Below are 24,535 nucleotides of genomic sequence, written 5' to 3'. Positions count from 1 at the left end.
CGGCCCCTGTCAAATTTCCAGAACCTGTTCTATCTTGACGCACCGTCAGACCACGGACGTGGCCGGTGCGCGCGGAAGGACAGGCAGTGGACTTCACCTTCACCGAGGAGCAGCAGGCCGCCGTCGAGGCGGCCAGGGCGGTCTTCGCCGGCGTCGCGCCCGACGGCGTGCCCAGTCCCGCGCTCACGCCGGGAGCCGTCGCCGATGACTTCGACCGCCCGCTGTGGGCCAGGCTCGCCGCCGGCGACCTGCTGAGCCTGGTGCTGGCCCCCGAGCACGGCGGCGCGGGCCTGGACGCCATCGCCCTGTGCCTGGTGCTGCGCGAGTCGGCCAAGGTGCTGGCCCGGGTGCCGCTGCTGGAGCACTGCGCCACCGCCATGGCCGTCCAGGCGCACGGCGCAGACGCACTGGCCGCCGAACTGCTGCCGGACGCCGGCCGCGGCGCCCTCGTGCTGACGGCGGCCGCCCACGGCCGCACCGGCCACGACCCGGCCGAACTGGCCGTCACCGCCCGCCCCGACCCCGGCACGAGCACGAGCACGAGCACGAGCGCCGGCACGGCCGCCGGTACGACCCCCGGCACCGGCACCGGCACCGGCGGCTGGGTCCTGGACGGGGTGCAGACCGCCGTTCCCGGGGCCCACAGCGCCGACTGGATCGCCGTACCCGCGCACACCGGCGAGGACGGTTCCGGCGCCGTCCTGGCCCTGGTCCCCCGCACCGCCGAAGGGCTCACGCTCGCCGAGCAGTACTCCACCAGCGGCGAGCGGCTCGCCGAACTGACCCTGGACGCCGTACGCGTGCCCGCGCACCGGCTGATCGAGACCCCCGGCGCCTGGGAGGACCTGCGCCGTCTCCTCGCGACCGGCACCTGCGCGCTCGCGCTGGGCCTGGGCGAGGGCGTGCTCACCATGACCAGCCAGTACACGTCCAAGCGCGAGCAGTTCGGCTTCCCCGTCGCCACCTTCCAGGCGGTCGCCGTCCAGGCCGCCGACCGCTATATCGACCTGCGCGCCATGGAGGTCACCCTCTGGCAGGCCGCCTGGCGCCTGGAGCACCCCGGCTCCGGCGGACCGCTGCCGGCCGCCGGTGACGTCGCGGTGGCCAAGATCTGGGCCGCCGAGGGGGTGCGCCGGGTCGTCCAGACCGCGCAGCACCTGCACGGCGGCTTCGGTGCCGACACCGACTACCCGCTGCACCGCTACCACGCCTGGGCCAAGCAGCTCGAACTCCAGCTCGGCCCGGCCGCGGCCCACGAGGAGGCCCTGGGCGACCTGCTGGCCGCCCACCCCCTCGCCTAGGTGCCCGGGGAACCCGGACGGACCCCAGCGGTCACAGCACGAGGGCCGGGTTCCCGCTGTCCGTCACCATCGGGCGCCCGGCGCCGTCCCAGGCCTGCATCCCGCCGTCGACGTTCACCGCGTCGATGCCGTTGCGCACCAGGTACTGGGTGACCTGCGCCGACCGGCCGCCGACCCGGCACATCACGTGCACGCGGCGGCCGTCCTCGACCGCCTCCGTCAGCTCGCCGAAGCGCGCCACGAAATCGCTCATCGGAATGTGCAGCGCACCCTCGACATGCCCGGCCGCCCATTCGTCGTCCTCACGGACGTCCAGGACGAAGCCTTCGGAGGGCACTGCGGCGGCGGCCACCGAGGGCAGCGGTCCGAAGTTCATACGTGTCGCCTTCTCTCGTACGTAACAGGTGCGACCGAACCTATCCGACCGGCCCGCCCGTGTACGCCGCCAGCTCCGACTCGCGCTCCGCGACCTGCGCCAGCAGCTGCTCGGCGATCTCCTCCAGCAGCCGGTCCGGGTCGTCCGGAGCCATCCGCAGCATCGACCCGATCGCCGATTCCTCCAGCTCACGGGCGACCACAGAGAGCAGCTCCTTGCGCCGCGACAGCCACTCCAGGCGGGCGTAGAGCTCCTCGCTCTCGCTGGGCCGGGCCTGCGGCGGTACGGGCCCCGCGGCCCACTCCTGTCCCAGCTCGCGCAGCAGCGCCTCGTCGCCGCGTCCGTAGGCCGCGTTCACCTTCGCGATGAAGTCGTCGCGGCGGGCGCGCTCGGCCTCGTCCTGCGCGAGGTCGGGGTGGGCCCGGCGGACCAGCTCGCGGTAGAGCCGGCGGACCTCCTCGCTGGGGCGCACACGCTCCGGCGGCCGCACCGGACGCTCGGTGAGCATCGCCCCGGCGTCGTCGGAGATGCCGTCCGAATCCAGCCAGTCGTGGAACAGCTCGTCCACCCCGGGCATCGGCATGACCAGCGCCCGGGCGTCCTGGGCCCGCCGCAGGTCCTCGGGGTCGCCGGTACGCGCGGCCCGCGCCTCCGCGATCAGCGCGTCCAGCTCGTCCAGGCGCGAGTACATCGGCCCGAGCTTCTGGTGGTGCAGCCGGGAGAAGTTCTCGACCTCGACCCGGAAGGTCTCCACCGCGATCTCGAACTCGATCAGCGCCTGCTCGGCCGCCCGCACGGCCCGCTCCAGCCGCGCGACACCCTCGTCGGCGACGCCCGTGGCGCCCGCGTCAGCGGCGTCGGCGGCGCCCGTGGCCTGGTCGGTGGGGGCCGAGGCGTCCCCGGCAGTCTGCTCGCTCACCCGTCCACCCTACGGCGCCACCGGTCCCCCGCCTACACGCCTTCCTCCGCCCTACACGCCTTCCTCCGCCGCGATCCGACCCGCCCGCACCGCCGCCACCAGGTCCGCGTGATCGGCCTCGGTACGGTCCGCGTAGGCCACGGCGAACGCCGCCACCGCCTCGTCCAGCTCCTCGTTCTTGCCGCAGTAGCCGGCCAGCAGCCGCGGATCGGCGCTGTGCGCGTGCGCCCGCGCCAGCAGCGCGCCCGTCATCCGCCCGTAGTCGTCCAGCTGGTCGGCGGTCAGCGCCGCCGGGTCCACGCTGCCCTTGCGGTTGCGGAACTGCCGTACCTGGAACGGCCGGCCCTGCACCGTCGTCCAGCCCAGCAGGATGTCCGAGACGACCTGCATCCGCTTCTGCCCGGCCACCACCCGGCGCCCCTCGTGCTCCTCCTCCGGCGGCTGGAAGCCCACCGCCGGCAGGTGCGGGATCAGCACCGAGGGACGGGCCTCCTTCACCTGGAGCACCAGCGCCTCGCCCCGGTGGTCCAGCAGCAGCACCACGTACGAGCGGGTGCCGACGCTTCCCGTGCCGACCACGCGGAACGCCACGTCGTGGATCGCGTACCGGCCCAGCAGCGGCAGCCGGTCGCCCTGCAGCGTCCCGAGATACGGGCCGAGCGAGGCCGCCACGGCCGCCGCCTCCTCGTCCCCGACCCTGCGCAGCACGGGCAGCGCGTCGACGAAGCACCGCCCGCCCTCGCCGTCGGCCACGGTGGACTTCGCCGCGAACCGGGCGCTGGTGTTGTTGCGGGCCTTCTCCGAGACCCGCTCCAGCGTGCCCAGCAGGTCACGGGCGTCGGTGTGGGAGACCAGCTCCTCGTCGGCGATCGCGTTCCACGCGTCCAGCGCGGGCAGCTTCGCCAGCAGCCGCACGGTACGCCGGTAGGCGCCGACCGCGTCCCGCGCCGCCGCCCGGCAGGTGTCCTCGTCCGCGCCCGCGACCCGGCCGGCCAGCACCAGCGAGGTCGCCAGCCGCTTGACGTCCCACTCCCAGGGGCCGAAGACGGTCTCGTCGAAGTCGTTGAGGTCGATCACCAGACCGCCGCGCGCGTCCCCGTACAGGCCGAAGTTGGCCGCGTGCGCGTCACCGCAGATCTGCGCGCCCACGCCGGTCACCGGAGTGCCCGCCAGGTCGTACGCCATCAGCCCGGCCGCCCCGCGCAGGAACGCGAACGGGTTGGCGGCCATCCGCCCCACCCGTATCGGTGTCAGCTCCGCGACCCGCCCCGCGTTGGACTCCTCCACCGCGCGCACCGCGTCCGGCCGCCCCGGCAGGTACGTCAGGAGCGCGTGCGAGGACCGCGGCACGAACGTGCGCAGTGCCTTGCCCTCGTCCTTCGGCGACCCCTGGCTCCCGCGCGGCGCGAAGCCCGCGACCGCCGGTATCCGCTCCGCTGCCATGCGCCCGCCCCCGTATCGATCTTTGTTCGGAGGGACGACCGTACCGACCGGACACCGCCCCCGTCACCCCGCCCCCGCCGGGGCCGCGTCGGCGGCCCGCGCCAGGCCCTGTCGTCGAAGTCCCGCCTGGCCCGCGCTCCTTTGACCACAGGACCTACAGCCCCGCGTCCCTGGCCAGCAGCGCCGCCTGCACCCGGTTGTCGCACTCCAGCTTCGCCAGGATCCGGCTCACGTACGTCTTCACGGTCGCCTCGCTCATGTGCAGCCGGCGGCCCGCCTCCGCGTTCGACAGGCCCTCCCCGAGCAGCGCCAGCACGCCCCGCTCGCGCTCGCTCAGCGCGTCCACCCGCCGGCGCGCGTCCTCGCCGCGCGCCACCGCCTGCCCCGAGGTCAGCTGGTCCACCACGTGCCGGGTCGCGCCGGGCGACAGGTACGCGTCACCCGCCGCGGCCGCCCGGACCGCCCCGATCAGCTCGCCCGGCGCGGTGTCCTTGAGCAGGAAGCCCGCCCCGCCCTCCGCCAGCGCCCGCATGACGTTCTCCCGCTCCCCGAACGTCGTCAGGATCAGCGCCCGCGCCTGCGGCACCGCCCGGCGCAGCTCCGCCAGCGCGCTCAGCCCGTCCAGCACCGGCATCTGGATGTCCAGCAGCACCACGTCCGGGTGGTGGGCGCGCGCCAGCTCGACCGCCTGCCGCCCGTCGGGCGCCTCCGCGACCACCTCGATCCCCGGATCGGAGGTCAGGATCATCCGGATCCCGGCACGGATCAGCGGCTCGTCGTCGGCGATCACCACCTTGATGACCTTGCTCGTCACGCGACCGGCTCCCACTTCACTCTGATCGGCCCTCAGCTCTGACCTGCTAGTCCTGATCGACCTGGTACGCCTGCTTCTCGACGAGCTTGCCGTCCCGGAAGCAGAACCGGAAAACCCGGTCCGAGGTCAGATTCTCCGGCTGATCGGTGTCCAGGAGCACCAGGCACTGCGCGCCGGGCGGCTTCGCGGGCCCCTTGCGGTCCAGCCCGCCGGTCATCACCGAGTCCCCGCTGGGCAGCGCCTGGCGCACCTCCGCCTCGGACTGCCCCACGCTCACGCGGTCGTACTCCGCCTGGCTCAGGAACGCGTTGTCCGCCGAGCTCGCCACCAGCGCCACGATCGCCACCACCACGATCAGCAGCAGCACGACCGCCGCGAACGCGATCCCGCAGCCCAGCGCCACGCCGCCGGCCGGCCCCGACCGCCGCACGCCGGCGGCCAGCTCCCGGTCCACCGCCGCCCAGTCCATCGGCGCCGTCGCGCCCGACGGCGCCGCGGCCAGCTGCCCGAAGTCGTCGCCCGGCCCGCGCCCCGGTGCCCCGGCCGGCTCCGCGTCGTACGGGAGCACGCCCGCCACCCGGAACCCGCCGCCCTCGGCCGGTCCCGCGTGCACCATCCCGCCGACCAGCCGGGCCCGCTCGCGCAGCCCCGTCAGGCCCTGCCCGCCGGAGACCACGTCGCCGCGCCCGGGGCCCGCCGCGGGCCCGTTGGCGATCTCCACGACCAGCGAATCGTCCTCGTAGCGCAGCTCCACGGTGATCGCCGCGCCCGGCGCGTGCTTGTACGCGTTCGTCAGCGCCTCCTGCACGATCCGGTACGCCGCGTGGTCGCAGGCCGGGGCCAGCGGCCGCGGCTGCCCCGCCGCCGTCAGCGCCACCCGCGTCCCGGCCGCCCGCGCCGCGTCCACCACCGCGCCGATCCCGGCCACCCCGCGCGCCGACGGCTGCGTGGACTCCTCCACCACGACGGGCGCCTCCACCCCGTCGCGCAGGATCCCGACGACCTCGCGCAGCTCGTGCATCGCGCCCACGGACGCCTGCCGCAGCACGCCGACCACCTCGCGCTGACGGTCCGTCAGGGCGGGGTCGACCTCCAGCGCCCCGGTGTGCACCGAGATCAGCGCCAGCTGGTGGCCGAGGCTGTCGTGCATGTCCTGCGCGATCCGCTGGCGCTCGCGCAGCCGCGCCTGACCGGCGATCATCACCCGTTCCCGCAGCAGCTGCGCGTTGCGCTCCTGGAGGGCGTGCAGCAGCGTCCGGCGCTGGTACCAGTACCGGCTGGCCAGGCCGGGCATCAGCGTCGTGGCCAGGAACACCAGCGTGACGATGACCGCCACCCACAGCGGCCGTGTGGTCGACCACTCGCTGGCCACCCCGACCCCGACCTCCAGGGCGAACGCCAGCGTGAACGCGACCACGGCCCGGGTCACCCCGACGATCCGCCGGCCCGCCGACCACGCCAGCAGGAGCGTCACGAGGAAGGCGCCCGCCAGCACTCCGGTGATCGCGGCTCCCACGACCAGCGTCGTCGCCGGCAGCCGCCGCCGCAGGAGTGTGAGCAGCACCACGGCCGTGACGGACAGCACGTGCATCCACCACGCGCCGTTCTCCAGCTCCTGCAGGGGCGTGCCCAGCAGCGCGAGCACGGCGGCCATGGCGCAGTCCTTGACCAGGGCGGCGCGGGTCCACCGCTCCGGCCCCTTCAGCCACTCCCAGCCCGCACGCACCCGCGAAGTCACATCCACGGTCCGACCCTAGACACCGCCGCGCCCCTGTGGCTGCCCTCTTTCGTCGCACCCCGCCCGACGAAAGTCGCCCCGCGCCGCACACGAAAGAAGCCCCGCAGATCATTGATCTGCGAGGCTTCTCACTGTGGGCGAGGGGGGATTTGAACCCCCACGTCCCGAAGGACACTGGCACCTGAAGCCAGCGCGTCTGCCGTTCCGCCACTCGCCCGAGCGGCGCCCCAGTGGTCTTCCCTTTCGGGCCGTTCCCCTGGCGACACCGGAACATTAGCACGTCAGACGGGGCGGGTTGAAATCGCTTTTCCCCACCCACCGATCTCCGTCCCGACTGCCCCTCCCGCAGTGCCCGCCCGGTGCGGGACACTGTCCCTCGGCCACCCCTACGATCCCTTGTGAGGACCAACACTCCTCACCACCGGGACGTAGGGGAACCAGCCGAATCCCCCACGCGTGGATACGATCAGTAAGCAGTACAGGGCGACAACGACGGAGGAGGTGCCCCATGGGAGTCCTGAAGCGTTTCGAGCAGCGACTCGAAGGTCTGGTGAACGGCACCTTCGCCAAGGTGTTCAAGTCCGAGGTGCAGCCGGTCGAGATCGCGGGCGCGCTGCAGCGCGAGTGCGACAACAACGCGACCATCTGGAACCGCGAGCGCACCGTCGTCCCCAACGACTTCATCGTCGAGCTCTCCGCCGGCGACTACGAGCGTCTGAGCCCGTACTCCGGCCAGCTCGGCGACGAGCTCGCGGGCCTGGTCCGCGACTACGCCAAGCAGCAGCGGTACACCTTCATGGGGCCGATCAAGGTCCACCTGGAGAAGGCCGACGACCTCGACACCGGCCTGTACCGGGTGCGCAGCCGCACCCTGGCCTCCAGCACGTCCCAGCCGCAGGCGGGGCCGGGCCAGCAGGGCCAGCAGCGCCAGGGCGGGTACGGCTACCCGCCGGTCGCCGCCCCGCCCATGCCCAGCGGCCCGCCGCCCGGCGGCCAGCGCCAGCCGGCACCCGGCGGCCACGTGGCCCCCGTACCCGGCCGCGGCGGCTCCGCCACGCGCCACTGGATCGAGATCAACGGCACCCGCCACCAGATCTCGCGCCCCACCCTCGTCCTCGGCCGCAGCACCGAGGCCGACGTAAGGATCGACGACCCCGGCGTCTCGCGCCGGCACTGTGAGATCCGGACCGGAACGCCCTCGACGATCCAGGATCTCGGGTCCACCAACGGCATCGTGGTGGACGGGCAGCACACCACCCGCGCTACGCTCCGCGACGGCTCGCGGATCGTCGTGGGCAGCACCACCATCATTTACCGGCAAGCCGAAGGGTGAAGCGGGGGCAATGTCAGAGCTGACCCTGACGGTCATGCGGCTGGGTTTCCTGGCCGTTCTGTGGCTGTTCGTCATCGTGGCCGTCCAGGTCATCCGCAGCGACCTGTTCGGCACGAGAGTCACCCAGCGCGGCTCGCGCCGGGGCGGGAACTCCGGCCAGCCGGCGCAGGGCGGCGGCGGGCGCCAGGCCGCGCCCCCACAGCAGCGCCAGCGCCGCGGTGCGCCCACCAAGCTGGTGGTCTCCGAGGGCACCCTCACCGGCACGACGGTCGCCCTCCAGGGCCAGACCATCACGCTCGGCCGTGCCCACGACTCCACGATCGTGCTGGACGACGACTACGCCTCCAGCCGGCATGCCAGGATCTATCCCGACCGGGACGGCCAGTGGATCGTCGAGGATCTCGGGTCCACCAACGGCACGTATCTGGACCGGACCCGGCTGACCACCCCGACGCCCATTCCGCCGGGCGCCCCGATCCGCATCGGCAAGACCGTCATCGAGCTGCGGAAGTAGTACGAGAATGAGCGAGCGGAGCGAGCGAGCCGTGTCGGCCCGTCCCATCCAGGGCACGGACCCGAGCGCGCTCCCGACCGGAGGGTGGGCAGTGTGGCTCGAGACCGGTTGTACCCGGAAGGCTTGTCGACAGGGCAGGTGCGCATGAGTCTGTCCCTGCGGTTCGCCGCCGGATCGCACAAGGGCATGATCCGCGAGGGCAACGAGGATTCCGGTTACGCCGGTCCCCGCCTCCTCGCCGTCGCGGACGGCATGGGCGGCCAGGCCGCCGGCGAGGTCGCCAGCTCCGAGGTCATCTCCTCCCTCGTCCAGCTCGACGACGACGTCCCCGGCTCCGACATCCTCACCGCGCTCGGCATCGCCGTGCAGCGGGCCAACGACCAGCTGCGCGTCATGGTCGAGGAGGACGCCCAGCTCGAAGGCATGGGCACCACCCTCACCGCGCTGCTGTGGACCGGCCAGCGCCTGGGCCTGGTGCACGTCGGCGACAGCCGCGCGTACCTGCTGCGCGACGGCGTCCTGACGCAGATCACCCAGGACCACACCTGGGTGCAGCGCCTCGTCGACGAGGGCCGGATCACCGAGGAGGAGGCCACCACCCACCCGCAGCGCTCCCTGCTCATGCGCGCGCTGGGCAGTGGCGAGCACGTCGACCCCGACCTCTCCATCCGCGAGGTCCGGGCCGGCGACCGCTACCTCATCTGCTCCGACGGGCTCTCCGGCGTCGTCTCCCACCAGACTCTGGAGGAGACCCTCGCCGACTACCACGGCCCGCACGAGACGGTCCAGGCGCTCATCCAGCTCGCGCTGCGCGGCGGCGGCCCGGACAACATCACCTGCATCGTCGCCGACGTCCTCGACACCGACAGCGGCGACACCCTCGCCGCCCAGGTCAACGACTCCCCGGTCGTGGTCGGCGCCGTCGCCGAGAACCCGCACCAGCTCTTCGACCCCAGCGGCGCCATGCAGACCCCGGCCGGCCGGGCCTCGGGCCTGGGCCGCCAGGCCCCGCCCCCGCACGGCGCCTTCGGCCCCCCCGGCAGCGGTGAGGCCCCGGGCTACGGCGCGGCCCCCGACGGCGGCTACGGCGGCGGTGGCTACGGCACCTTCGGCGAGCCCGAGGCGTACGACGGCGCTCACCCGGGCGACACGTACGACTCGTACGACCACCCCCGCAGGCGCCGTGGCAAAGGGCGCAAGTGGATCGGACGTACGCTGACCCTGCTCGTCGTCGCCGGTGTCATCGGCGGCGGCCTCTACGCCGGCCACCGGTGGACGCAGACGCAGTACTTCGTCGGGGTCAAGGACCAGCACATCGCCCTCTACCGGGGGATCAGCCAGGACCTGGGCCCGATCAAGCTCTCCACGGTCGAGACGGACTTCCCCGACTTCGAACTGAAGTACCTGCCGCCCTTCAAGCGCAAGCAGGTCGAGGGCAGTATCAGCGAAGGCAGCCTCGCCGGCGCCAAGGAGAAGATCGACGAGCTCGGCCTTCAGGTCACCGCCTGCAAGAAGGACGAAGCCCGCCGCAGTGCCGAGGCCAACAACCAGACGCCGCCCGCCGACACCGCGCTGACCGCCGAGGAGCAGAGGCTCGTCGGCCTGTGCGGGAAGCAGTAGCAGTACACGCAGTAGCACGCGGGCACAGGGGGCCTGCCACACCATGAGCGTTGTCACCAACACGACCACCATCGGCGCCATCGAGCTGCCGAGCCGGCGCAACACCGAGCTGATGCTGCTCGGTTTCGCCGTGGTCATCCCGATCTTCGCCTACGCCAACGTCGGGCTCGCCATCCACGGCAAGCTGCCCCCGGGCATGGTCGTCTACGGCCTCGGTCTGGCCGTCATGGCCGGCGTGGCCCACCTCGTCGTACGCCGCTTCGCCAAGTACGCCGACCCGCTGCTGCTGCCCCTGGGCACCCTCCTGAACGGCCTCGGGCTCGTCCTCATCTGGCGTCTGGACCAGTCCGAGCGGCTGCAGAACCTGGCCAAGCGCGCCTACGGCCAGTTCTCGGAGTCCACGCCCAACCAGATGCTCTACACGGCGATGGGCATCGCTCTGTTCTGCGGCGTGCTGCTGGTCCTCAAGGACCACCGCACGCTCCAGCGCTTCACGTACATCTCGATGGCCGCCGCGCTGATCCTGCTGATCCTGCCGATGATCCCGGGCCTGGGGGCCGACGTCTTCGGCGCCAAGATCTGGATCAGCGTCGCCGGATTCTCGATCCAGCCCGGTGAGTTCGCCAAGATCGTCATCGCGGTCTTCTTCGCCGGCTACCTCATGGTCAAGCGCGACGCGCTGGCCCTGGCCAGCCGCCGCTTCATGGGCCTGTACCTGCCGCGCGGCCGCGACCTCGGCCCGATCCTGATGATCTGGGCGATGAGCCTGCTCGTCCTGATCTTCGAGAACGACCTGGGCACCTCGCTGCTCTTCTTCGGCATGTTCGTGATCATGCTGTACGTCGCCACCGAGCGGACCAGCTGGATCGTGATCGGCCTGCTGATGTCCACGGCGGGCGCCGTGGTCGTCGGCACCACCGCCAGCCACGTCGAGGCCCGTGTCAACGCCTGGCTCGACCCCTTCGGCTGCTACGCCACCTCCGGCGCCTGCGAGCAGGTCGGCCAGTCGATCATGAGCTTCGGTTCCGGCGGGGTCCTCGGCACCGGCTGGGGCCAGGGCAACTCCGACCTCATCGGCTTCGCCGCCAACTCCGACTTCATCTTCTCCACCGTCGGCGAGGAGCTCGGGCTCGCCGGGGTGATGGCCTTCCTCCTGCTCTACGGCCTGATCATCGAGCGCGGCGCGCGCACCGCCCTCGCCGCCCGCGACCCCTTCGGCAAGCTCTTCGCCATCGGTCTCTCCGGCGCCTTCGCCCTGCAGATCTTCGTCGTCGCCGGCGGTGTCATGGGGCTCATCCCGCTCACCGGCATGACCATGCCCTTCCTCGCCTCCGGCGGCTCCTCCGTCCTGGCGAACTGGGCCCTCATCGGCATCCTCATCCGGATCAGCGACACCGCACGCCGCCCGGCTCCGGCCCCCGCCCCGTCCCCCGACTCCGAGATGACCCAGGTGGTCCGCCCGTCATGAACAAGCCCCTGCGCCGGATCGCCATCTTCTGCGGGCTCCTCGTTCTCGCCCTGCTGGTCCGCACCAACTGGCTGCAGTACGTGCAGGCCCAGGAGCTGAGCACCCGCAAGGAGAACCGCCGGGTCCAGATCGCCGCGTACGCCACCGAGCGCGGCAACATCATCATCGCGGGCGGGCAGCCGATCACCGGCTCCACGGTGACCAACGGCAGCGACTTCAAGTTCAAGCGCACCTACACCGAGGGCCCCCTGTGGGCCCCGGTCACCGGCTTCGCCTCCCAGGCCTTCGGCTCCACCCAGCTGGAGTCCCTGGAGGACGGCATCCTCACCGGCAACGACGACCGGCTCTTCTTCGACCGGACCATCGGCATGTTCACCGGGGAGAAGAAGCAGGGCGGCAACGTCATCACCACCCTGAACGGCGACGCGCAGCGGGCCGCCTTCAAGGCGCTCGACAACCGCAAGGGCGCGGTCGCCGCGATCGACCCGCGCACCGGCGCCATCCTGGCCCTGGTCAGCACCCCCTCGTACGACCCGTCCAGCTTCGCCGGCAACTCCAAGGACGACGAGAAGGCCTGGGTCGCCCTCAAGGACAGCCCGGACAAGAACCTGGTCAACCGCGCCCTGCGCGAGACCTACCCGCCCGGCTCGACCTTCAAGGTGGTCACCGCGGCCGCGGCCCTGGAACACGGCGTCGTCAAGAACATCGACGACCCCACGGACACCACCGAGCCGTACTTCCTGCCGACCACCAGGACGCCGATGGTCAACCACGCCAAGGGCTGCGAGAAGGCGCCCTTGAACTTCGCCCTCCAGGTCTCCTGCAACTCCGTCTTCGCCAACCTCGCCGACAAGGTGACCCGCGACAAGATGGTGGAGACGGCCCAGAAGTTCGGCTTCAACAACGAGAAGATCGACACCCCGGTCCGCGCGTTCGCGAGCGTCTACGACAAGACCATGGACCGGCCGAGCAACTCCCTCTCGGCGATCGGCCAGTACAACACCGCCGCCACCCCGCTCCAGATGGCCATGGTCGCCGCCGCGATCGCCAACGACGGCAAGCTGATGAAGCCGTACATGGTCGACCAGCTCACGGCCCCCAACCTCGACGTGATCGAGAAGCACGAGCCGCAGGAGATGAGCCGGCCGCTGAGCGCCGCCAACGCGCAGAAGGTCCAGCAGATGATGGTCAACGTCGTCGAGAGCCCCCACGGCACCGGCGGCAAGGCCAAGATCCCGGGCGTCCAGGTCGGCGGCAAGACCGGTACCGCCCAGCACGGAGAGAAGAACGCCAAGCGCCCGTACGCCTGGTTCATCTCCTACGCCAAGACCGACAAGGGCTCGCCCGTCGCCGTCGCCGTCGTGATCGAGGACAGCGAGGCCGAGCGGGAGGACATCAGCGGTGGCGGGCTGGCCGCTCCGGTCGCCAAGGCGGTCATGGAGGCCGTACTCAAGAGCAAGGGCTGACCGGGAGATGGTCCGGTCCTCGGCGGCGCACGGTACCGGTCCTGTATCAGCCTGTGGTCGCCACCCGATCACCGACGATCGGCCGGTAGCCTTTGCGCGAGCACCACACCGCCGGACCACACACGGGTGCGGTCGGGACTGACGGAGAGGGCTGGAAGACATGGAAGAGCCGCGTCGCCTCGGCGGCCGGTACGAGCTGAGCCACGTGCTCGGCCGCGGTGGCATGGCCGAGGTCTACCTCGCCCACGACACCCGGCTCGGCCGTACCGTCGCCGTCAAGACCCTGCGCGCCGATCTAGCCCGCGACCCGTCCTTCCAGGCACGGTTCCGGCGCGAGGCGCAGTCGGCGGCCTCGCTCAACCACCCCGCGATCGTCGCCGTCTACGACACCGGCGAGGACTACGTCGACAACATCTCCATCCCCTACATCGTGATGGAGTACGTCGACGGCTCGACCCTGCGCGAGCTGCTGCACTCCGGCCGCAAGCTGCTGCCCGAGCGCACGCTGGAGATGACCATCGGCATCCTCCAGGCCCTGGAGTACTCGCACCGCGCCGGCATCGTCCACCGCGACATCAAGCCGGCCAACGTCATGCTGACGCGCACCGGCCAGGTCAAGGTCATGGACTTCGGCATCGCCCGCGCCATGGGCGACTCCGGCATGACCATGACGCAGACCGCCGCGGTCATCGGCACCGCCCAGTACCTCTCCCCGGAGCAGGCCAAGGGCGAGCAGGTCGACGCCCGTTCCGACCTGTACTCCACCGGCTGCCTGCTCTACGAGCTGCTCACGGTCCGGCCCCCCTTCATCGGCGACTCCCCCGTGGCAGTCGCCTACCAGCACGTACGGGAAGAGCCGCAGCCGCCGAGCAACTTCGACGGCGAGATCACGCCCGAGATGGACGCGATCGTCCTGAAGGCCCTGGTCAAGGACCCCGACTACCGCTACCAGAGCGCCGACGAGATGCGCGCCGACATCGAGGCCTGCCTCGACGGCCAGCCGGTCGCCGCCGCGGCCGCGCTGGGCGGGGGCGGCTACGGCTACCCCGACCAGGGCGGCTACGGACACCAGGGCTACGACCAGCCCACCACCGCGCTGCGCGCCGCCGACGGGGGCGGCCAGACGGCGATGATGCCGCCCATGCCGCCCGGCGACGGCGGGTACTACCCCGACCAGGGTCACGGCGGCTACGACCAGGGTCCCCGGCGCCGCCAGCAGAAGAAGAGCCGCGCCTCCACGTACCTGCTGGTCGCGGCCGGTGTGCTGGTCCTGGTCGGCGCGATCCTGATCGGCCGCGCCCTCTTCGGCCCCCAGGCCGACAACCGGCCCGCCGTGCCCACGCTCACCGGCGCCACGCTGGAGGACGCGACGAGGAGCGCCCAGAACGTCGGCCTGAAGGTCGAGAAGACGGGCGACGAGGCCTGCGAGAACCAGCCCAAGGGCATGGTCTGCAAGCAGGATCCGGCGGCCGGGCTCAAGGTCGAGAAGGACTCGATCGTCAAGGTCACGATCTCCACGGGCGCGCCCAAGATCACCATGCCGAACCTCGCCGACCTGGAGTTCGCGGCCGCCGAGAAGAAGCTGCGCGACCTCGGCTTCGACCGCATCGACCGCAAGGACGTCGAGTCCGAGCGCAAGGCCGGGGTGGTCATCCGCCAGACGCCCAAGGCCGACGAGCAGGTCGAGAAGGGCACCGCGATCACGCTGGAGGTGGCCAAGGCGGTCACCAAGTCGGTGGTTCCGGAGCTGCGCGGCAAGAGCAAGGACGACGCGGTCAAGGCCCTCACCGAGGCCAAGCTGAAGCTCGGCAGCGTCACCGAGGCCGACGGCGCGGGCGTCGCGCCGAAGACGGTCATCAACCAGCAGTACCCCGCGGGGGAGCAGCTGGCGCCGAACACGGCCGTCAACATCACCATCGCCAAGGACGCGGCCACCGTACCGACGCAGGTGCCGGTGCTGGCGGGCAGGACGGTCGCCCAGGCCAAGGCCGACCTCGCCGCTCGCAACCTGGTCTTCGGCAAGGTGGCCAACGGTCCCACGGACGACAACGCCCTCGTGGTGGGGTCCACCCCGCCGGCGGGAAGCCAGGTCCAGTCCGGCCAGGTGGTCGACGTGGTGACGTTCGGCGGCCAGCAGCCGAACGGCGGCCGCGACGGCAACAACAACGGCGGCGGCGAGCGCGGCGGCTGGTTCGGCCTGGGCGGCTAGCCGCCCACCCACCCGCTCGCCCTGTACGCCACGCGTGACGCATGAAGGCCGGGTCCCCCTCATCGGGGGCCCGGCCTTCGGTGTTCGGGGCGACAGGGCCCCTTCCAGGGCCTTCTCGGATCAGCGCAGCTCGGCGGGCGGGGTCCGCTTCGCGTCCACCTTCTCCGTACGCACCAGCTCGCCCCACACCACGTAGCGGTACTTCGAGGTGTAGACCGGGGTGCAGGTCGTCAGCGTGATGTAGCGGCCGGCCGCGGTCCTGCCCGATTCCTTGGGGACTGACGTGATCACGTCCACGTTGTACTTCGAGGTCTGCCGCAGCTCCGCGAAGACCTTGTAGACGTACCAGGTGTCACGGGTCTCGAAGACGATCGCGTCGCCGCCGCGCAGCTTGTCGATGTTGTGGAACTTCGCGCCGTGCCCGTCGCGGTGGGCGGCCAGCGTGAAGTTGCCCGACGCGTCCCACGGCAGGGCCGACTTCACCGGCTCCGTGTAGTAGCCGGCCACTCCGTCGTTGAGGACCCCCGGGGTGGTGCCCTTCTTGACCAGCACCTCGCCGTTCTTCATCGCCGGCACGTGCAGGAAGCCGATCCCGCCCTGGGTGTCCAGCGCTCCCGGATCGGCCGGCTGCGCGGGGGTCGCCTGCCACTGCTGGCGGACGGCGTCACCGCGGCGGTCGGCCTGCCGGTCGGCGAGCACGTTCGTCCACCACAGCGAGTACGCGACGAACAGGCCCAGCACCAGGCCGACGGTGATCAGCAGCTCACCGAGCAGGCTCAGGAACGCGGCGACCCCATTGCGGCCGGGCGGGGCCGCGCGACGGTCACGAGACACGGGTATTTCATCCTCTGAGAGCGGGGGGCGCACCCTGGCTGCGGGGGCGTTCGTCGACCATCCTGCCCCATACGATCATCCGATAGGTGCTCGTGAACTCCGGAGTGCACGTGGTGAGCGTGATGTAGCGGCCGGGGGCGGTGAATCCCGAACCCACCGGCACCGGTTTGATCACGGAGACGTTCGTCGGCGGCGTCTGCGGCAGCAGGCTCGTCATCTCGTACGTGTAGTACGCGTCCCGGGTCTCGACCACGATCGGGTCGCCCGGCTGCAGCCGGTTGATGAAGCGGAACGGTTCGCCGTGGGTGTTGCGGTGACCGGCCACCGCGAAGTTGCCCTGCTTGTCGGCAGGCATCGCCGTCTTCAGCGCACCCTCCGCGTAGTGCCCGACCATGCCCCGGTCCAGCACCTTCGGCTTGCTGATCCCCTCCGCCACCGGCACCTTCACGTCCAGCTTCGGGATGTACATGATCGCGAAGCCCTGGCCGGGCTCGAACGCGGCCACCGGCGGGGCGCCGGCGCCCCCGGCGTCCCAGTCCTGGCGCAGCGAGCCGGCCGCCCCGTTCGCCTCCCGCTCCGCCAGCACGTTCGTGTACCAGAGCTGGTAGGTCACGAACAGCAGCATCACCAGCCCGACCGTGATGAACAGCTCCCCGGCCGCACGGCTGGCGATCACCAGCGGACCGCCCCTGCGCCGCCGCCGGGCCCGCTTCGCGGCCTCCTGGGCGGCCCTGCGCCGCGCGGCCCGGCCCCCGGTGGGCGCGGACGGCGCGAGCGCGGTCACGCGACGGCCTTGCCCACCACCGGCGCCAGCCCCGCCGAGCGCTCGACCGCGCCGCTGTCACCGCAGCGCACCAGCCAGTTCGCCAGCATCCGGTGGCCCCACTCGGTCAGCACCGACTCGGGGTGGAACTGCACGCCCTCGACGTCGTGCTCGCGGTGGCGCAGGCCCATGATGATCCCGTCCTCGGTGCGCGCGGTGACCTCCAGCGCGTCGGGGAGGGTCTGCGGCTCGGCGGCCAGCGAGTGGTAGCGGGTCGCGGTGAAGGGGGAGGGCAGACCGGCGAAGACGCCCTGCCCCTCGTGGACCACGGGCGAGGTCTTGCCGTGCAGCAGCTCGGGCGCCCGGCCGACGACACCGCCGTACGCCACCGCCATCGACTGCATGCCGAGACACACCCCGAACACCGGCACGCCGGTCGCGGCGCAGTGGCGGACCATGTCCACGCAGACGCCGGCCTCCTCCGGGGTGCCGGGGCCGGGGGAGAGCAGGACGCCGTCGAAGCCGTCCTGCGCGTGGGCGAGCTCGACCTCGTCGTTGCGCAGCACCTCGCATTCGGCGCCGAGCTGGTACAGGTACTGGACCAGGTTGAAGACAAAGCTGTCGTAGTTGTCCACAACCAGAATGCGCGCGCTCACCGGGTGGCTCCCGATCCCTCGTCGACGGTCACATCGTTGAACGGAAGCAGCGGCTCGGCCCACGGGAAGACGTACTGGAACAGCACGAACACCACCGCGAGCACCAGCACGAGAGAGATCAGCGCGCGCACAAACGCGTTGCCGGGCAGGTGCCGCCAGATCCAGCCGTACATGCCGTCCCTTCCGTTACGTGTTCCGCAACAGACTACGGGCTGCCCCGCTTCACGGGCCGGGTCTCGGTCAGTTCCGCCCAGACGATGAGACGGTGGCTGTGTCCCCACTCCGGATCGCAGGTCGTGAGCGTCAGATAGCGGCCGGGCGCGGTGAACGGGGACCGCGCGGGGACCGGGTCCACGACGCCCACCTCGGTCGGCAGGGTCCGCAGCGGGCGGGCCCGGACCGTGTACGTGTACCAGGTGCTCGCGTCCTTCACGACGACCGTGTCCCCGGGCCGCAGCAGCGGCATGTCCTTGAAGGGGTCGCCGTACGTGCGCCGGTGGCCGGCGACCGCGAAGTTGCCGGTGCCGCCCGGGGCGGCGGTGCCGCGGTAGTGCCCCAGGCCCTTCTTCAGCAGCTCGGTGCCGGTGCCCTCCAGGACGGGCTTGACCCAGTCCGCTCCGAAGCGGGGGATGTACATCTCGGCGAAGGCCGCGCCGGGGGCGGGGGCCGGGTCCGACGCCGCGTCCGGGGCCGGGTCGGGAGCGGGGGACGCGCCCGGGGCCGGTGCCGGGGACGCAGGTTCCTGCCCGGGCGGGGGCGCGGGGGTGCTCGCGGCGGCGGCCGCCGACCAGCTCGCGCGCAGCCGGTCGCGTTCGCCCGCCATGGCCGCGTCCGCCTTCACGCCCGTCCACAGCAGCACGTAGACGACGAACAGCACGATCACCGTGCCGGCCGTCAGGCACACCTCGCTGAGGGTGCGCGCCACCAGGCGCAGGGCCGCCTCAGGGCGTACCGCTCTCCACGGGCTTCGCATAGTGGAGGTCCACTGTGCCCGAGTACCCGGGAAGTGTCACCGCCTTGTGCTCGTCGACTTTCCAGCCCAGTCCGTAGGCGTTGACGTACAGCTGGTAGTTCTGGATCGCCGGGGAGGCGGCCAGGGCCTTGCGCAGCGTCGCCGGGTCGCCGACCGCCGTCACCTTGTACGGGGGCGAGTAGACGCGGCCCTGGAGGATCAGCGTGTTGCCGACGCAGCGCACGGCGCTGGTGGAGATCAGCCGCTGGTCCATGACCTGGATGCCCTGGGCGCCGCCCTGCCACAGGGCGTTCACCACGGCCTGGAGGTCCTGCTGGTGAATCACCAGGTCGTTGGGCTGCGGCTCGGGCACGTTGGGGATACGGGCGGTGGCACCGGGCGGGGCGTCGTTGAGCGTGACCGTGAGCCCCTTGCCGGAGAGCTCCTCGGTGCCGGCGGCGGAGCGCAACACGGCGAGCTCGGCGTCCTCGGCCCGGCTGCGGCCGTCGTCACGGTCGGCGAGGGTGTCGACCTGGCGGCGCAGCGCGGCGGTGCCCGTCTCCAGCTCGGCATTGTTCTGGCTGCGCTCGTGGATGAGGTCGGACAGCTTCAGGAGTGAAGTGTCGGTCCGGATGTTCGTACCCTTGGAGGTGTTGAAGCTGGTGACGAAGATGAGGCCGGCGAGAGCGAATACGGCGGCCGTCAGCAGCCGGACCACTCGGGTCCGGCGACGGGGACCCGCGGAGGAGTCGTCGGAATTGCTCAACGTACCCTTCTCCTTCGACGCCACAGAACCACTACGCTAACGGACGCCCGGGGGAGGCAAGGTCCCCAGCGCATCGACAGGAGAGACCCTCGTGCCGAAGTCACGCATCCGCAAGAAGGATGACTACACGCCGCCGCCGGCCAAGCAGGCGCAGACGATCAGGCTGACGAACCGCAGCTGGGTCGCCCCGGTGATGCTGGCGTTGTTCTTCATCGGTCTGGCCTGGATCGTCGTCTTTTACGTGACCGACACCCAGATGCCGATCGAATCCCTGGGCAATTGGAACATTGTAGTCGGTTTCGGCTTCATTGCCGCCGGCTTCGGTGTCTCCACGCAGTGGAAGTAGCCATTCCCGTAAAAGTTATCCACAGGTCCGTCCACAGCTGAGGACAAAACTGTGAAGATCTGTGGATAAGTATGAGGGTGGCGCCCCGTTGACGCCGATGTGATCAGGTGAGCGCGGCCGTACGCAGCACGATGAGGGCGGCGGCCGCCAGGAAGACCAGGACGCAGGTCCCCCACTGGATCAGGGACCGGTGACGGGTGGAAGCGGGCAGCATCATGCCGGCGCCGATCACGGCGCCGGCGATCAGCCCGCCCAGGTGGGCCTGCCAGGACACGCCCTGGAAGGCGAAGGTCGTCACCAGCATCAGTACGACCATCACGATCACCGGTCGCATGTCGTACCGCATCCGCCGGAACTGCACGGCGGTGGCCCCGAGCAGGCCGATCACGGCGCCGGAGGCCCCGAGCGTGGCCAGGTTCGGCGGCGTCAGCCAGTACACGACGGCGCTGCCCGCGAAGCCGGACAGCAGGTAGAGCGTCAGATAGCGGGCCCGGCCCAGCGCCGCCTCCAGCGGGCCGCCCAGCACCCACAGGCCCAGCATGTTGCTGGCGATGTGCCACCACTCCCCGTGAAGGAACACCGAGGTCAGCAGCCGGTAGTACTGGCCGGTGGACACCCCTTCGAGCGGTGCGCCGATGTACTCCACGTACCGGCCGAGCAGCTCCATCGGGACCAGGATCGCCGGGACGAGCAGGCCGGCGAAGAACACGGCCACGTTGATCCCGATCAGGACCTTGGTGACCAGATGCGGGTCCCCGGCCGTCATCACGCCGCCGGCGATGTTCCGCGTGGGCACCGAGGCCCCGCGCACACACTGCGGGCACTGGAACCCGACCGCCGCGTCGATCATGCAGTCGGTGCAGATCGGGCGCTCGCAGCGGGTACAGCGCAGGGGCCCCTCGCGGTCGGGGTGGCGGTAGCAGCCCGGCTGGCGGTCGGTGTCCATCGGTCCCCATCGGTCGGCGGCGACGTACCCAGAACGGACAGCCGGGCCCGAGGGGTTCCCGGGCCGGGACTTCGGTCAGCGCTTCTCGACGACGACGGAGCGGATGATCACGTCGTCGAGCGGACGCTCGGTGCGCGGGTTGGTGGGCAGCGCCGCGATGGCGTCGACGACCTGCCGGCTCGCCTTGTCGGTGACTTCGCCGAAAATGGTGTGCTTGCGGGTCAGCCAGGCGGTCGGCGCGACGGTGATGAAGAACTGCGAGCCGTTGGTGCCCGGACCCGCGTTCGCCATGGCCACCAGGTACGGCTTGGTGAAGGCCAGGTCGGGGTGGAACTCGTCGGCGAACTGGTAGCCGGGGCCGCCCATGCCGTTGCCGAGCGGGTCGCCGCCCTGGATCATGAAGCCGCTGATGATCCGGTGGAAGACGGTCCCGTCGTACAGCGGGTCGGTCGTCTTCTGGCCGTCCGTGGGCCGCGTCCATTCCCGCTCGCCCTGGGCGAGTTCCACGAAGTTGCGCACCGTCTTGGGGGCGTGGAACGGCAGCAGCTCGATCTCGATGTCGCCGTGGCTGGTCTTCAGGGTGGCGCAGAGCTTCTCGGCCACGAATCTGCCTTCCCTCGTCGTCACTGTCGGTTCCCGATCCTCGCACGGAGTGCTGCACCCCGGAGAAATCCCGGAGAAATCGGCCACCCATATGCCCTGTCACGCATGCCACCCGCCGGTATGGCAGGCATGATCCGACAAAGGGTGGAAAGGTGAACTGTGTCCGCCACCGAGAAGGAGGATCCTGTGACCCGCAACGACAGCGTGCGCGCCACGGCGGAAAGCGCGAAGGACACCGTGCGGCACGCAGCGGAAGTGGTGGCGCCGTACGCAGGAACCGCCAAGGAAGCCGCCGTGCATTACGCGCAGGAGGCGAATGAGCGGCTGGCGCCGATGGTCGCGCACGCGGCCGGTGAGGCGTCGCGGCACGCGCGCAATGCGTACGAGTGCCATGTGCACCCCCGGATGCGGGCGGCGCGCTCCCATGTCCCGCCGAACGTGGACCGCGCGGCCACGCAGGCGGTGAAGCAGACCCGCCAGGCGGTGCGGCATGCCGCCGACTACACGACGCCGAAACTGGAGAGCGCCCTGGCGGCGGCCCAGCCGGTGGCGGAGGAGGCCGCCTCCCGGTCGGTGGCGGCGCTGGCGGCACTGCGCGGCCAGGTCTCGGCCGACGAGGTCCGCAAGCTGGTACGGCGTCACGAACGCCGGGCGCGGACCGGACGGCTGCTCAAGGGCGTCGCGGTGATCGGCCTCGTGGCCGCCGCCGGGTACGTGCTGTGGCGGTGGTGGGACCAGCAGTCCAACCCGGACTGGCTGGTGGAACCGCCCGCGGCGACGGAGCTCTCGGCGGCCGACAGCGCGCCGGCGAGCTTCGACGACGAGCTGGCCGCCAAGGAGCGGGAGTCGTCCTCGGCCGCCGACGACCAGCAGCAGAAGTAGCGCGAGCGCGTACGAGGGCCCGCGACCGCCACCGCGGTCGCGGGCCCTCGTACGCGTGCCGGGTCCCTGGTCCTGCGTCCCTACTGGGGCAGGGTGAGCACCTGGCCCGGGTGGAGCACGTCGGGGTTGGCGCCGATCACGCCCCGGTTCACGGCGTACAGCTCGCGCCAGCGGGCCTCGTTGCCGAGCTCGCGGCGGGCGATGTCGGGCAGCGAGTCACCGGCGCGCACGGTGTAGTCGCGCTTCCCCGCCGTCGGGTGGGGCTTGGGCGCGGAGCGCTTGGCCGTGCCCGGCGGCAGCTCGTCGTGCATCACGGGCCTGGGTGCGCCGCCACCCGGCAGCGGGGTGTGCAGGGGCGGGGCGGACCGCTTGGCCGCTTCCGGAGGGGTGTGCGTGGTGGGCCCCGGCGGGCCGGCCGGCCGGGGCGGCGCGGCCGACGCGGCGGCGCGGGCCCGGGCGGCCGGCCGGTTGGGGTGCTCCTGGAACTTGGCGTGGGTCTCGATCGCTCCGGTCGCCGACCGCGGCCCGGCCGCCGCCGGGGGCGCCTGCTCGACCTGCTCCTCCGCCTTCTCGGCGGCTCCGTGCGCCGTGTTCCGGCCGGACTTCCGTTCCGGGTTCCGGTCGGATTTCAGGAAGTCGAAGATTCCCATGATGTGACGCCTCCGGCGTGATTGCCCCCTGGCCCGGCCCCGAGGGCCTCCCTCCACTCTCGGCCACGACGGCGCGGGCGGCCTCGCGGGAACGCCGTACGGGGGACGGCGGTCGGCCTCGGGCCTGTTCACCACCACCCAGCAGACCGGCATGGCGCTCGGCGCACCGCGGCCGAACCGGGCAGCGAAGCGGACTCCCCCGGGTGTTCAAGGTCGCGCTGGACCACGACAAGGACGCCCGCCTCTACGCGGAGGCCCGAAGGAGCGGTTCGTCTCCTATCCCGGAGCGTCCCCGGACGGCGACCCGTCCCTTCTCCTCGGCTGGGCCGGCTGGAACCACCGCGACCAGGCCGAGGCGCTGGTCAACCTCGTCAACGACCGCTCCGAGGTGGACGGCTGGGACACCGCGGACCCGCGTTGCGTGCCGCTGCTGGCCGGACTGCTGGAGATCATGCCGTGGGTCCACCAGTGGCACGACGAGTACGACGAGGAGTGGGGCGACAACCCCGCCCAGGAGTTCCAGACCGGCCTGCACCGCGCCTGCGCCGAGCGCCGCCTCTCGGAGTCCGACCTCCGCGACTGGCGCCCCGAGAAGAAGCGGGGTGGCCGCAAGGCGGCGTTGGAGTAGTCACCGCGGGCCTGCCTCATGGGCCGCTGCCCACCTGCCGACACTGGTCGGAGGCTGGCAGCGGCCCATTTTTGTCATTGGGTAGGCGGCTGCTCTGCCCGCACAAAAGTGCCCTTGATGGGCACGGTGATCACGAGCTCCTGATCGCGAAGCTCACGGACAGCACGGCGGATGGTGTTGACGGCCACCCCGTACTGCTCGGCGAGGTCACGCTCGGCGGGAAGCCGCGCCCCAGCGGGGAGGTATCCCGTGCGGATCTGCTCGGCAAGGTGGTGAACGACCTGGAGGTACACGTAGACGTGGCTCGCAGGGTCGGGCCTCCAGTCACGGTCATCTGCCATGACTGAACGCTAAAGCGACCCTTAGCACCTCACCACATGCGGGATCATCCGCATGCAACCGCATGCTCCCTATTGCTACCTAACGCATCAGGATGCAACGCTGGCCGAGACAGCAAAGACCCCGGCGGCCTGGCAGGGCCCCGGGGCACGGCCGGACGCTACGAAGGAGCGTCCGACATGCACGACCTTATCCGCCGCATCGCCCATTGGCTGGGCCTCGTACTCGCATCCAGGCGCGGAGCCGACCGGACCGGCGCCCGCCAGGCGCCCACGACGCGCAGCCCCCACACCACCCCGACCACCCCCGCCCCGGCCGGACCCGCACCGCTGCCCGTCCACCGTTCCCCGTACGGGATCGAGCCGCCGCCCGTCCCGCTCGACGGGCAGTCGGCCAGGCTCGTACGCCCCTATCTCCTCGCGCACGAGAATGAGCGTGAGCAGGCACGCCGGCGGTACCGCCGCCTCGCGCTCGTCCTCGCCGCCGACTTCGGCATCGACCTCGACCCGCACGTGATCGGCGCCCGGACGGTGGCCGCCTGATGGACAGTCCCACCACGCTCCGCCTGCTGCCCTGGCCCTCTCCGGAGGGAAAGCCGTGCTACCTCGCCACCGACGCGAACGGCGGCTACCTCTCCCGACTGGCCGACGAGACCGAGGCCGAGCAGATCGCCACCGGGACCGAGGTCCTCACCCACGCGCACGAGGTGCTGAGGGACCCCCTGGCCCCGCGCTCGGAGGTGCACTACGCCGCGATCCGGCTCGCGGAATGCCTGACCGACGCCCTGCGGGTCGCCGAGTCCCGCGGCCTGCGCCTGCCCCTGCCCGACGACGACGCCGCCGCCGAAGGGACCGAAGAGGCCGTGGACGACGTGGACGGCGCACAGGTCACCGGGGAGTGGGAACCCGGCCGCGAACAGCCCTCGCGGGGCCGGTGATGCGGGCTATGGTCGTAAGCACGACGCGCCGA

Annotated in this window: 26 protein-coding genes, 1 tRNA gene and 1 pseudogene; 12 read left to right on the top strand and 16 right to left on the bottom strand. The window is 71.6% G+C overall.

Annotated elements, in window-relative coordinates:
• Positions 1 to 86: 86 nt before the first annotated feature.
• The gene (locus ACIPXB_RS05530) at positions 87 to 1,301 is read left to right on the top strand and encodes an acyl-CoA dehydrogenase family protein (RefSeq protein ID WP_401444881.1); all 1,215 of its coding nucleotides are present in this window, start codon (positions 87 to 89) and stop codon (positions 1,299 to 1,301) included.
• 31 nt (positions 1,302 to 1,332) lie between these two features.
• Here the strand turns inward: ACIPXB_RS05530 and ACIPXB_RS05525 are convergent, their stop codons facing one another.
• The 6 genes from ACIPXB_RS05525 to ACIPXB_RS05500 form a co-directional block, all read right to left on the bottom strand.
• Positions 1,333 to 1,677 carry a rhodanese-like domain-containing protein gene (locus ACIPXB_RS05525; RefSeq protein WP_401444879.1) on the bottom strand — a complete coding sequence of 115 codons (345 nt, stop codon included), beginning with the start codon at positions 1,675 to 1,677 and terminating at the stop codon, positions 1,333 to 1,335.
• 40 nt (positions 1,678 to 1,717) lie between these two features.
• Positions 1,718 to 2,596 (bottom strand): J domain-containing protein, encoded by an 879-nt coding sequence (locus tag ACIPXB_RS05520; RefSeq protein ID WP_401444876.1) that lies wholly within the window; start codon positions 2,594 to 2,596, stop codon positions 1,718 to 1,720.
• Positions 2,597 to 2,647: 51 nt separating this feature from the next.
• Positions 2,648 to 4,039: a DUF2252 domain-containing protein gene (locus ACIPXB_RS05515; RefSeq protein WP_401444874.1), complete on the bottom strand. Its 1,392-nt coding sequence runs from the start codon at positions 4,037 to 4,039 to the stop codon at positions 2,648 to 2,650.
• Between the two features lie 154 nt (positions 4,040 to 4,193).
• Complete coding sequence (locus ACIPXB_RS05510) at positions 4,194 to 4,853, bottom strand: response regulator (protein WP_401444872.1); 660 nt, start codon at positions 4,851 to 4,853, stop codon at positions 4,194 to 4,196.
• A 46-nt stretch (positions 4,854 to 4,899) separates the two neighbouring features.
• Complete coding sequence (locus tag ACIPXB_RS05505) at positions 4,900 to 6,597, bottom strand: sensor histidine kinase (protein WP_401444870.1); 1,698 nt, start codon at positions 6,595 to 6,597, stop codon at positions 4,900 to 4,902.
• A 128-nt stretch (positions 6,598 to 6,725) separates the two neighbouring features.
• Positions 6,726 to 6,808, bottom strand: a tRNA-Leu gene (locus ACIPXB_RS05500).
• 291 nt (positions 6,809 to 7,099) lie between these two features.
• Between ACIPXB_RS05500 and ACIPXB_RS05495 the strand changes: the two genes are divergently transcribed.
• The 6 genes from ACIPXB_RS05495 (at position 7,100) to pknB (ending at position 15,201) form a co-directional block, all read left to right on the top strand.
• Positions 7,100 to 7,924 carry an FhaA domain-containing protein gene (locus tag ACIPXB_RS05495; RefSeq protein WP_401444868.1) on the top strand — a complete coding sequence of 275 codons (825 nt, stop codon included), beginning with the start codon at positions 7,100 to 7,102 and terminating at the stop codon, positions 7,922 to 7,924.
• A 10-nt stretch (positions 7,925 to 7,934) separates the two neighbouring features.
• Entirely contained in the window at positions 7,935 to 8,438 is a 504-nt protein-coding gene (locus ACIPXB_RS05490) for an FHA domain-containing protein (RefSeq protein ID WP_401444866.1), read from the top strand.
• A 144-nt stretch (positions 8,439 to 8,582) separates the two neighbouring features.
• Positions 8,583 to 10,058: a PP2C family protein-serine/threonine phosphatase gene (locus ACIPXB_RS05485; RefSeq protein WP_401444864.1), complete on the top strand. Its 1,476-nt coding sequence runs from the start codon at positions 8,583 to 8,585 to the stop codon at positions 10,056 to 10,058.
• Positions 10,059 to 10,101: 43 nt separating this feature from the next.
• Positions 10,102 to 11,526: an FtsW/RodA/SpoVE family cell cycle protein gene (locus ACIPXB_RS05480; protein WP_401444861.1), complete on the top strand. Its 1,425-nt coding sequence runs from the start codon at positions 10,102 to 10,104 to the stop codon at positions 11,524 to 11,526.
• On the top strand, positions 11,523 to 12,992 hold the full coding sequence (locus ACIPXB_RS05475; protein WP_401444859.1) for a peptidoglycan D,D-transpeptidase FtsI family protein: 1,470 nt from the start codon (positions 11,523 to 11,525) through the stop codon (positions 12,990 to 12,992). Before ACIPXB_RS05480 ends, ACIPXB_RS05475 begins: the two co-directional genes overlap by 4 nt.
• Positions 12,993 to 13,152: 160 nt before the next feature.
• On the top strand, positions 13,153 to 15,201 hold the full coding sequence (gene pknB / locus ACIPXB_RS05470) for a Stk1 family PASTA domain-containing Ser/Thr kinase (RefSeq protein ID WP_401444855.1): 2,049 nt from the start codon (positions 13,153 to 13,155) through the stop codon (positions 15,199 to 15,201).
• Positions 15,202 to 15,321: 120 nt separating this feature from the next.
• On the opposite strand, the gene ACIPXB_RS05465 is transcribed toward pknB, so the two are convergent.
• The 6 genes and pseudogenes from ACIPXB_RS05465 to ACIPXB_RS05440 form a co-directional block, all read right to left on the bottom strand.
• Positions 15,322 to 16,035 carry a class E sortase gene (locus ACIPXB_RS05465; RefSeq protein WP_401444853.1) on the bottom strand — a complete coding sequence of 238 codons (714 nt, stop codon included), beginning with the start codon at positions 16,033 to 16,035 and terminating at the stop codon, positions 15,322 to 15,324.
• Between the two features lie 7 nt (positions 16,036 to 16,042).
• Positions 16,043 to 16,834: pseudogene (locus tag ACIPXB_RS05460) on the bottom strand (class E sortase); the annotation flags it as partial.
• Entirely contained in the window at positions 16,816 to 17,454 is a 639-nt protein-coding gene (locus ACIPXB_RS05455) for an aminodeoxychorismate/anthranilate synthase component II (RefSeq protein ID WP_401444851.1), read from the bottom strand. The gene ACIPXB_RS05455 and the pseudogene ACIPXB_RS05460, both read right to left, overlap by 19 nt.
• Entirely contained in the window at positions 17,451 to 17,627 is a 177-nt protein-coding gene (locus ACIPXB_RS05450) for a hypothetical protein (protein WP_401444849.1), read from the bottom strand. Before ACIPXB_RS05450 ends, ACIPXB_RS05455 begins: the two co-directional genes overlap by 4 nt.
• 32 nt (positions 17,628 to 17,659) lie before the next feature.
• A complete protein-coding gene (locus ACIPXB_RS05445) occupies positions 17,660 to 18,427 on the bottom strand; it encodes a class E sortase (protein ID WP_401444847.1) in 768 nt (255 codons plus the stop codon).
• Positions 18,396 to 19,172 (bottom strand): DUF881 domain-containing protein, encoded by a 777-nt coding sequence (locus tag ACIPXB_RS05440; protein ID WP_401444845.1) that lies wholly within the window; start codon positions 19,170 to 19,172, stop codon positions 18,396 to 18,398. The genes ACIPXB_RS05445 and ACIPXB_RS05440 overlap by 32 nt, the downstream gene beginning before the upstream one ends.
• 91 nt (positions 19,173 to 19,263) lie before the next feature.
• Here ACIPXB_RS05440 and crgA point away from each other — a divergent pair, with 91 nt between their 5' ends.
• Positions 19,264 to 19,518 (top strand): cell division protein CrgA, encoded by a 255-nt coding sequence (gene crgA, locus ACIPXB_RS05435; RefSeq protein WP_401444843.1) that lies wholly within the window; start codon positions 19,264 to 19,266, stop codon positions 19,516 to 19,518.
• 103 nt (positions 19,519 to 19,621) lie between these two features.
• On the opposite strand, the gene ACIPXB_RS05430 is transcribed toward crgA, so the two are convergent.
• Together ACIPXB_RS05430 and ACIPXB_RS05425 are read right to left on the bottom strand one after the other, a co-directional pair.
• The gene (locus ACIPXB_RS05430) at positions 19,622 to 20,464 is read right to left on the bottom strand and encodes a rhomboid family intramembrane serine protease (RefSeq protein ID WP_401444841.1); all 843 of its coding nucleotides are present in this window, start codon (positions 20,462 to 20,464) and stop codon (positions 19,622 to 19,624) included.
• 75 nt (positions 20,465 to 20,539) lie between these two features.
• A complete protein-coding gene (locus tag ACIPXB_RS05425) occupies positions 20,540 to 21,067 on the bottom strand; it encodes a peptidylprolyl isomerase (RefSeq protein ID WP_401444840.1) in 528 nt (175 codons plus the stop codon).
• Between the two features lie 186 nt (positions 21,068 to 21,253).
• Here ACIPXB_RS05425 and ACIPXB_RS05420 point away from each other — a divergent pair, with 186 nt between their 5' ends.
• Complete coding sequence (locus ACIPXB_RS05420; protein WP_401444837.1) at positions 21,254 to 21,949, top strand: DUF5324 family protein; 696 nt, start codon at positions 21,254 to 21,256, stop codon at positions 21,947 to 21,949.
• Between the two features lie 80 nt (positions 21,950 to 22,029).
• Here ACIPXB_RS05420 and ACIPXB_RS05415 read toward each other — a convergent pair whose 3' ends face one another.
• Entirely contained in the window at positions 22,030 to 22,599 is a 570-nt protein-coding gene (locus ACIPXB_RS05415) for a LysM peptidoglycan-binding domain-containing protein (RefSeq protein WP_401444835.1), read from the bottom strand.
• Between the two features lie 151 nt (positions 22,600 to 22,750).
• Between ACIPXB_RS05415 and ACIPXB_RS05410 the strand changes: the two genes are divergently transcribed.
• Positions 22,751 to 23,227 (top strand): DUF7008 domain-containing protein, encoded by a 477-nt coding sequence (locus ACIPXB_RS05410; RefSeq protein ID WP_401444833.1) that lies wholly within the window; start codon positions 22,751 to 22,753, stop codon positions 23,225 to 23,227.
• 74 nt (positions 23,228 to 23,301) lie between these two features.
• Here ACIPXB_RS05410 and ACIPXB_RS05405 read toward each other — a convergent pair whose 3' ends face one another.
• Entirely contained in the window at positions 23,302 to 23,568 is a 267-nt protein-coding gene (locus tag ACIPXB_RS05405) for a GntR family transcriptional regulator (protein ID WP_401444831.1), read from the bottom strand.
• Between the two features lie 177 nt (positions 23,569 to 23,745).
• Here ACIPXB_RS05405 and ACIPXB_RS05400 point away from each other — a divergent pair, with 177 nt between their 5' ends.
• Together ACIPXB_RS05400 and ACIPXB_RS05395 are read left to right on the top strand one after the other, a co-directional pair.
• The gene (locus tag ACIPXB_RS05400; RefSeq protein WP_401444829.1) at positions 23,746 to 24,108 is read left to right on the top strand and encodes a hypothetical protein; all 363 of its coding nucleotides are present in this window, start codon (positions 23,746 to 23,748) and stop codon (positions 24,106 to 24,108) included.
• The gene (locus ACIPXB_RS05395; protein ID WP_401444827.1) at positions 24,108 to 24,503 is read left to right on the top strand and encodes a hypothetical protein; all 396 of its coding nucleotides are present in this window, start codon (positions 24,108 to 24,110) and stop codon (positions 24,501 to 24,503) included. Before ACIPXB_RS05400 ends, ACIPXB_RS05395 begins: the two co-directional genes overlap by 1 nt.
• Positions 24,504 to 24,535 lie beyond the last annotated feature (32 nt).

It is taken from the genome of Streptomyces sp. NPDC090022 (genome assembly GCF_044748145.1).
Lineage (GTDB): Bacteria > Actinomycetota > Actinomycetes > Streptomycetales > Streptomycetaceae > Streptomyces.
The sequence above is the reverse complement of the archived record's forward strand: the minus strand, read 5'-3'. Positions and strand labels throughout refer to the sequence as shown.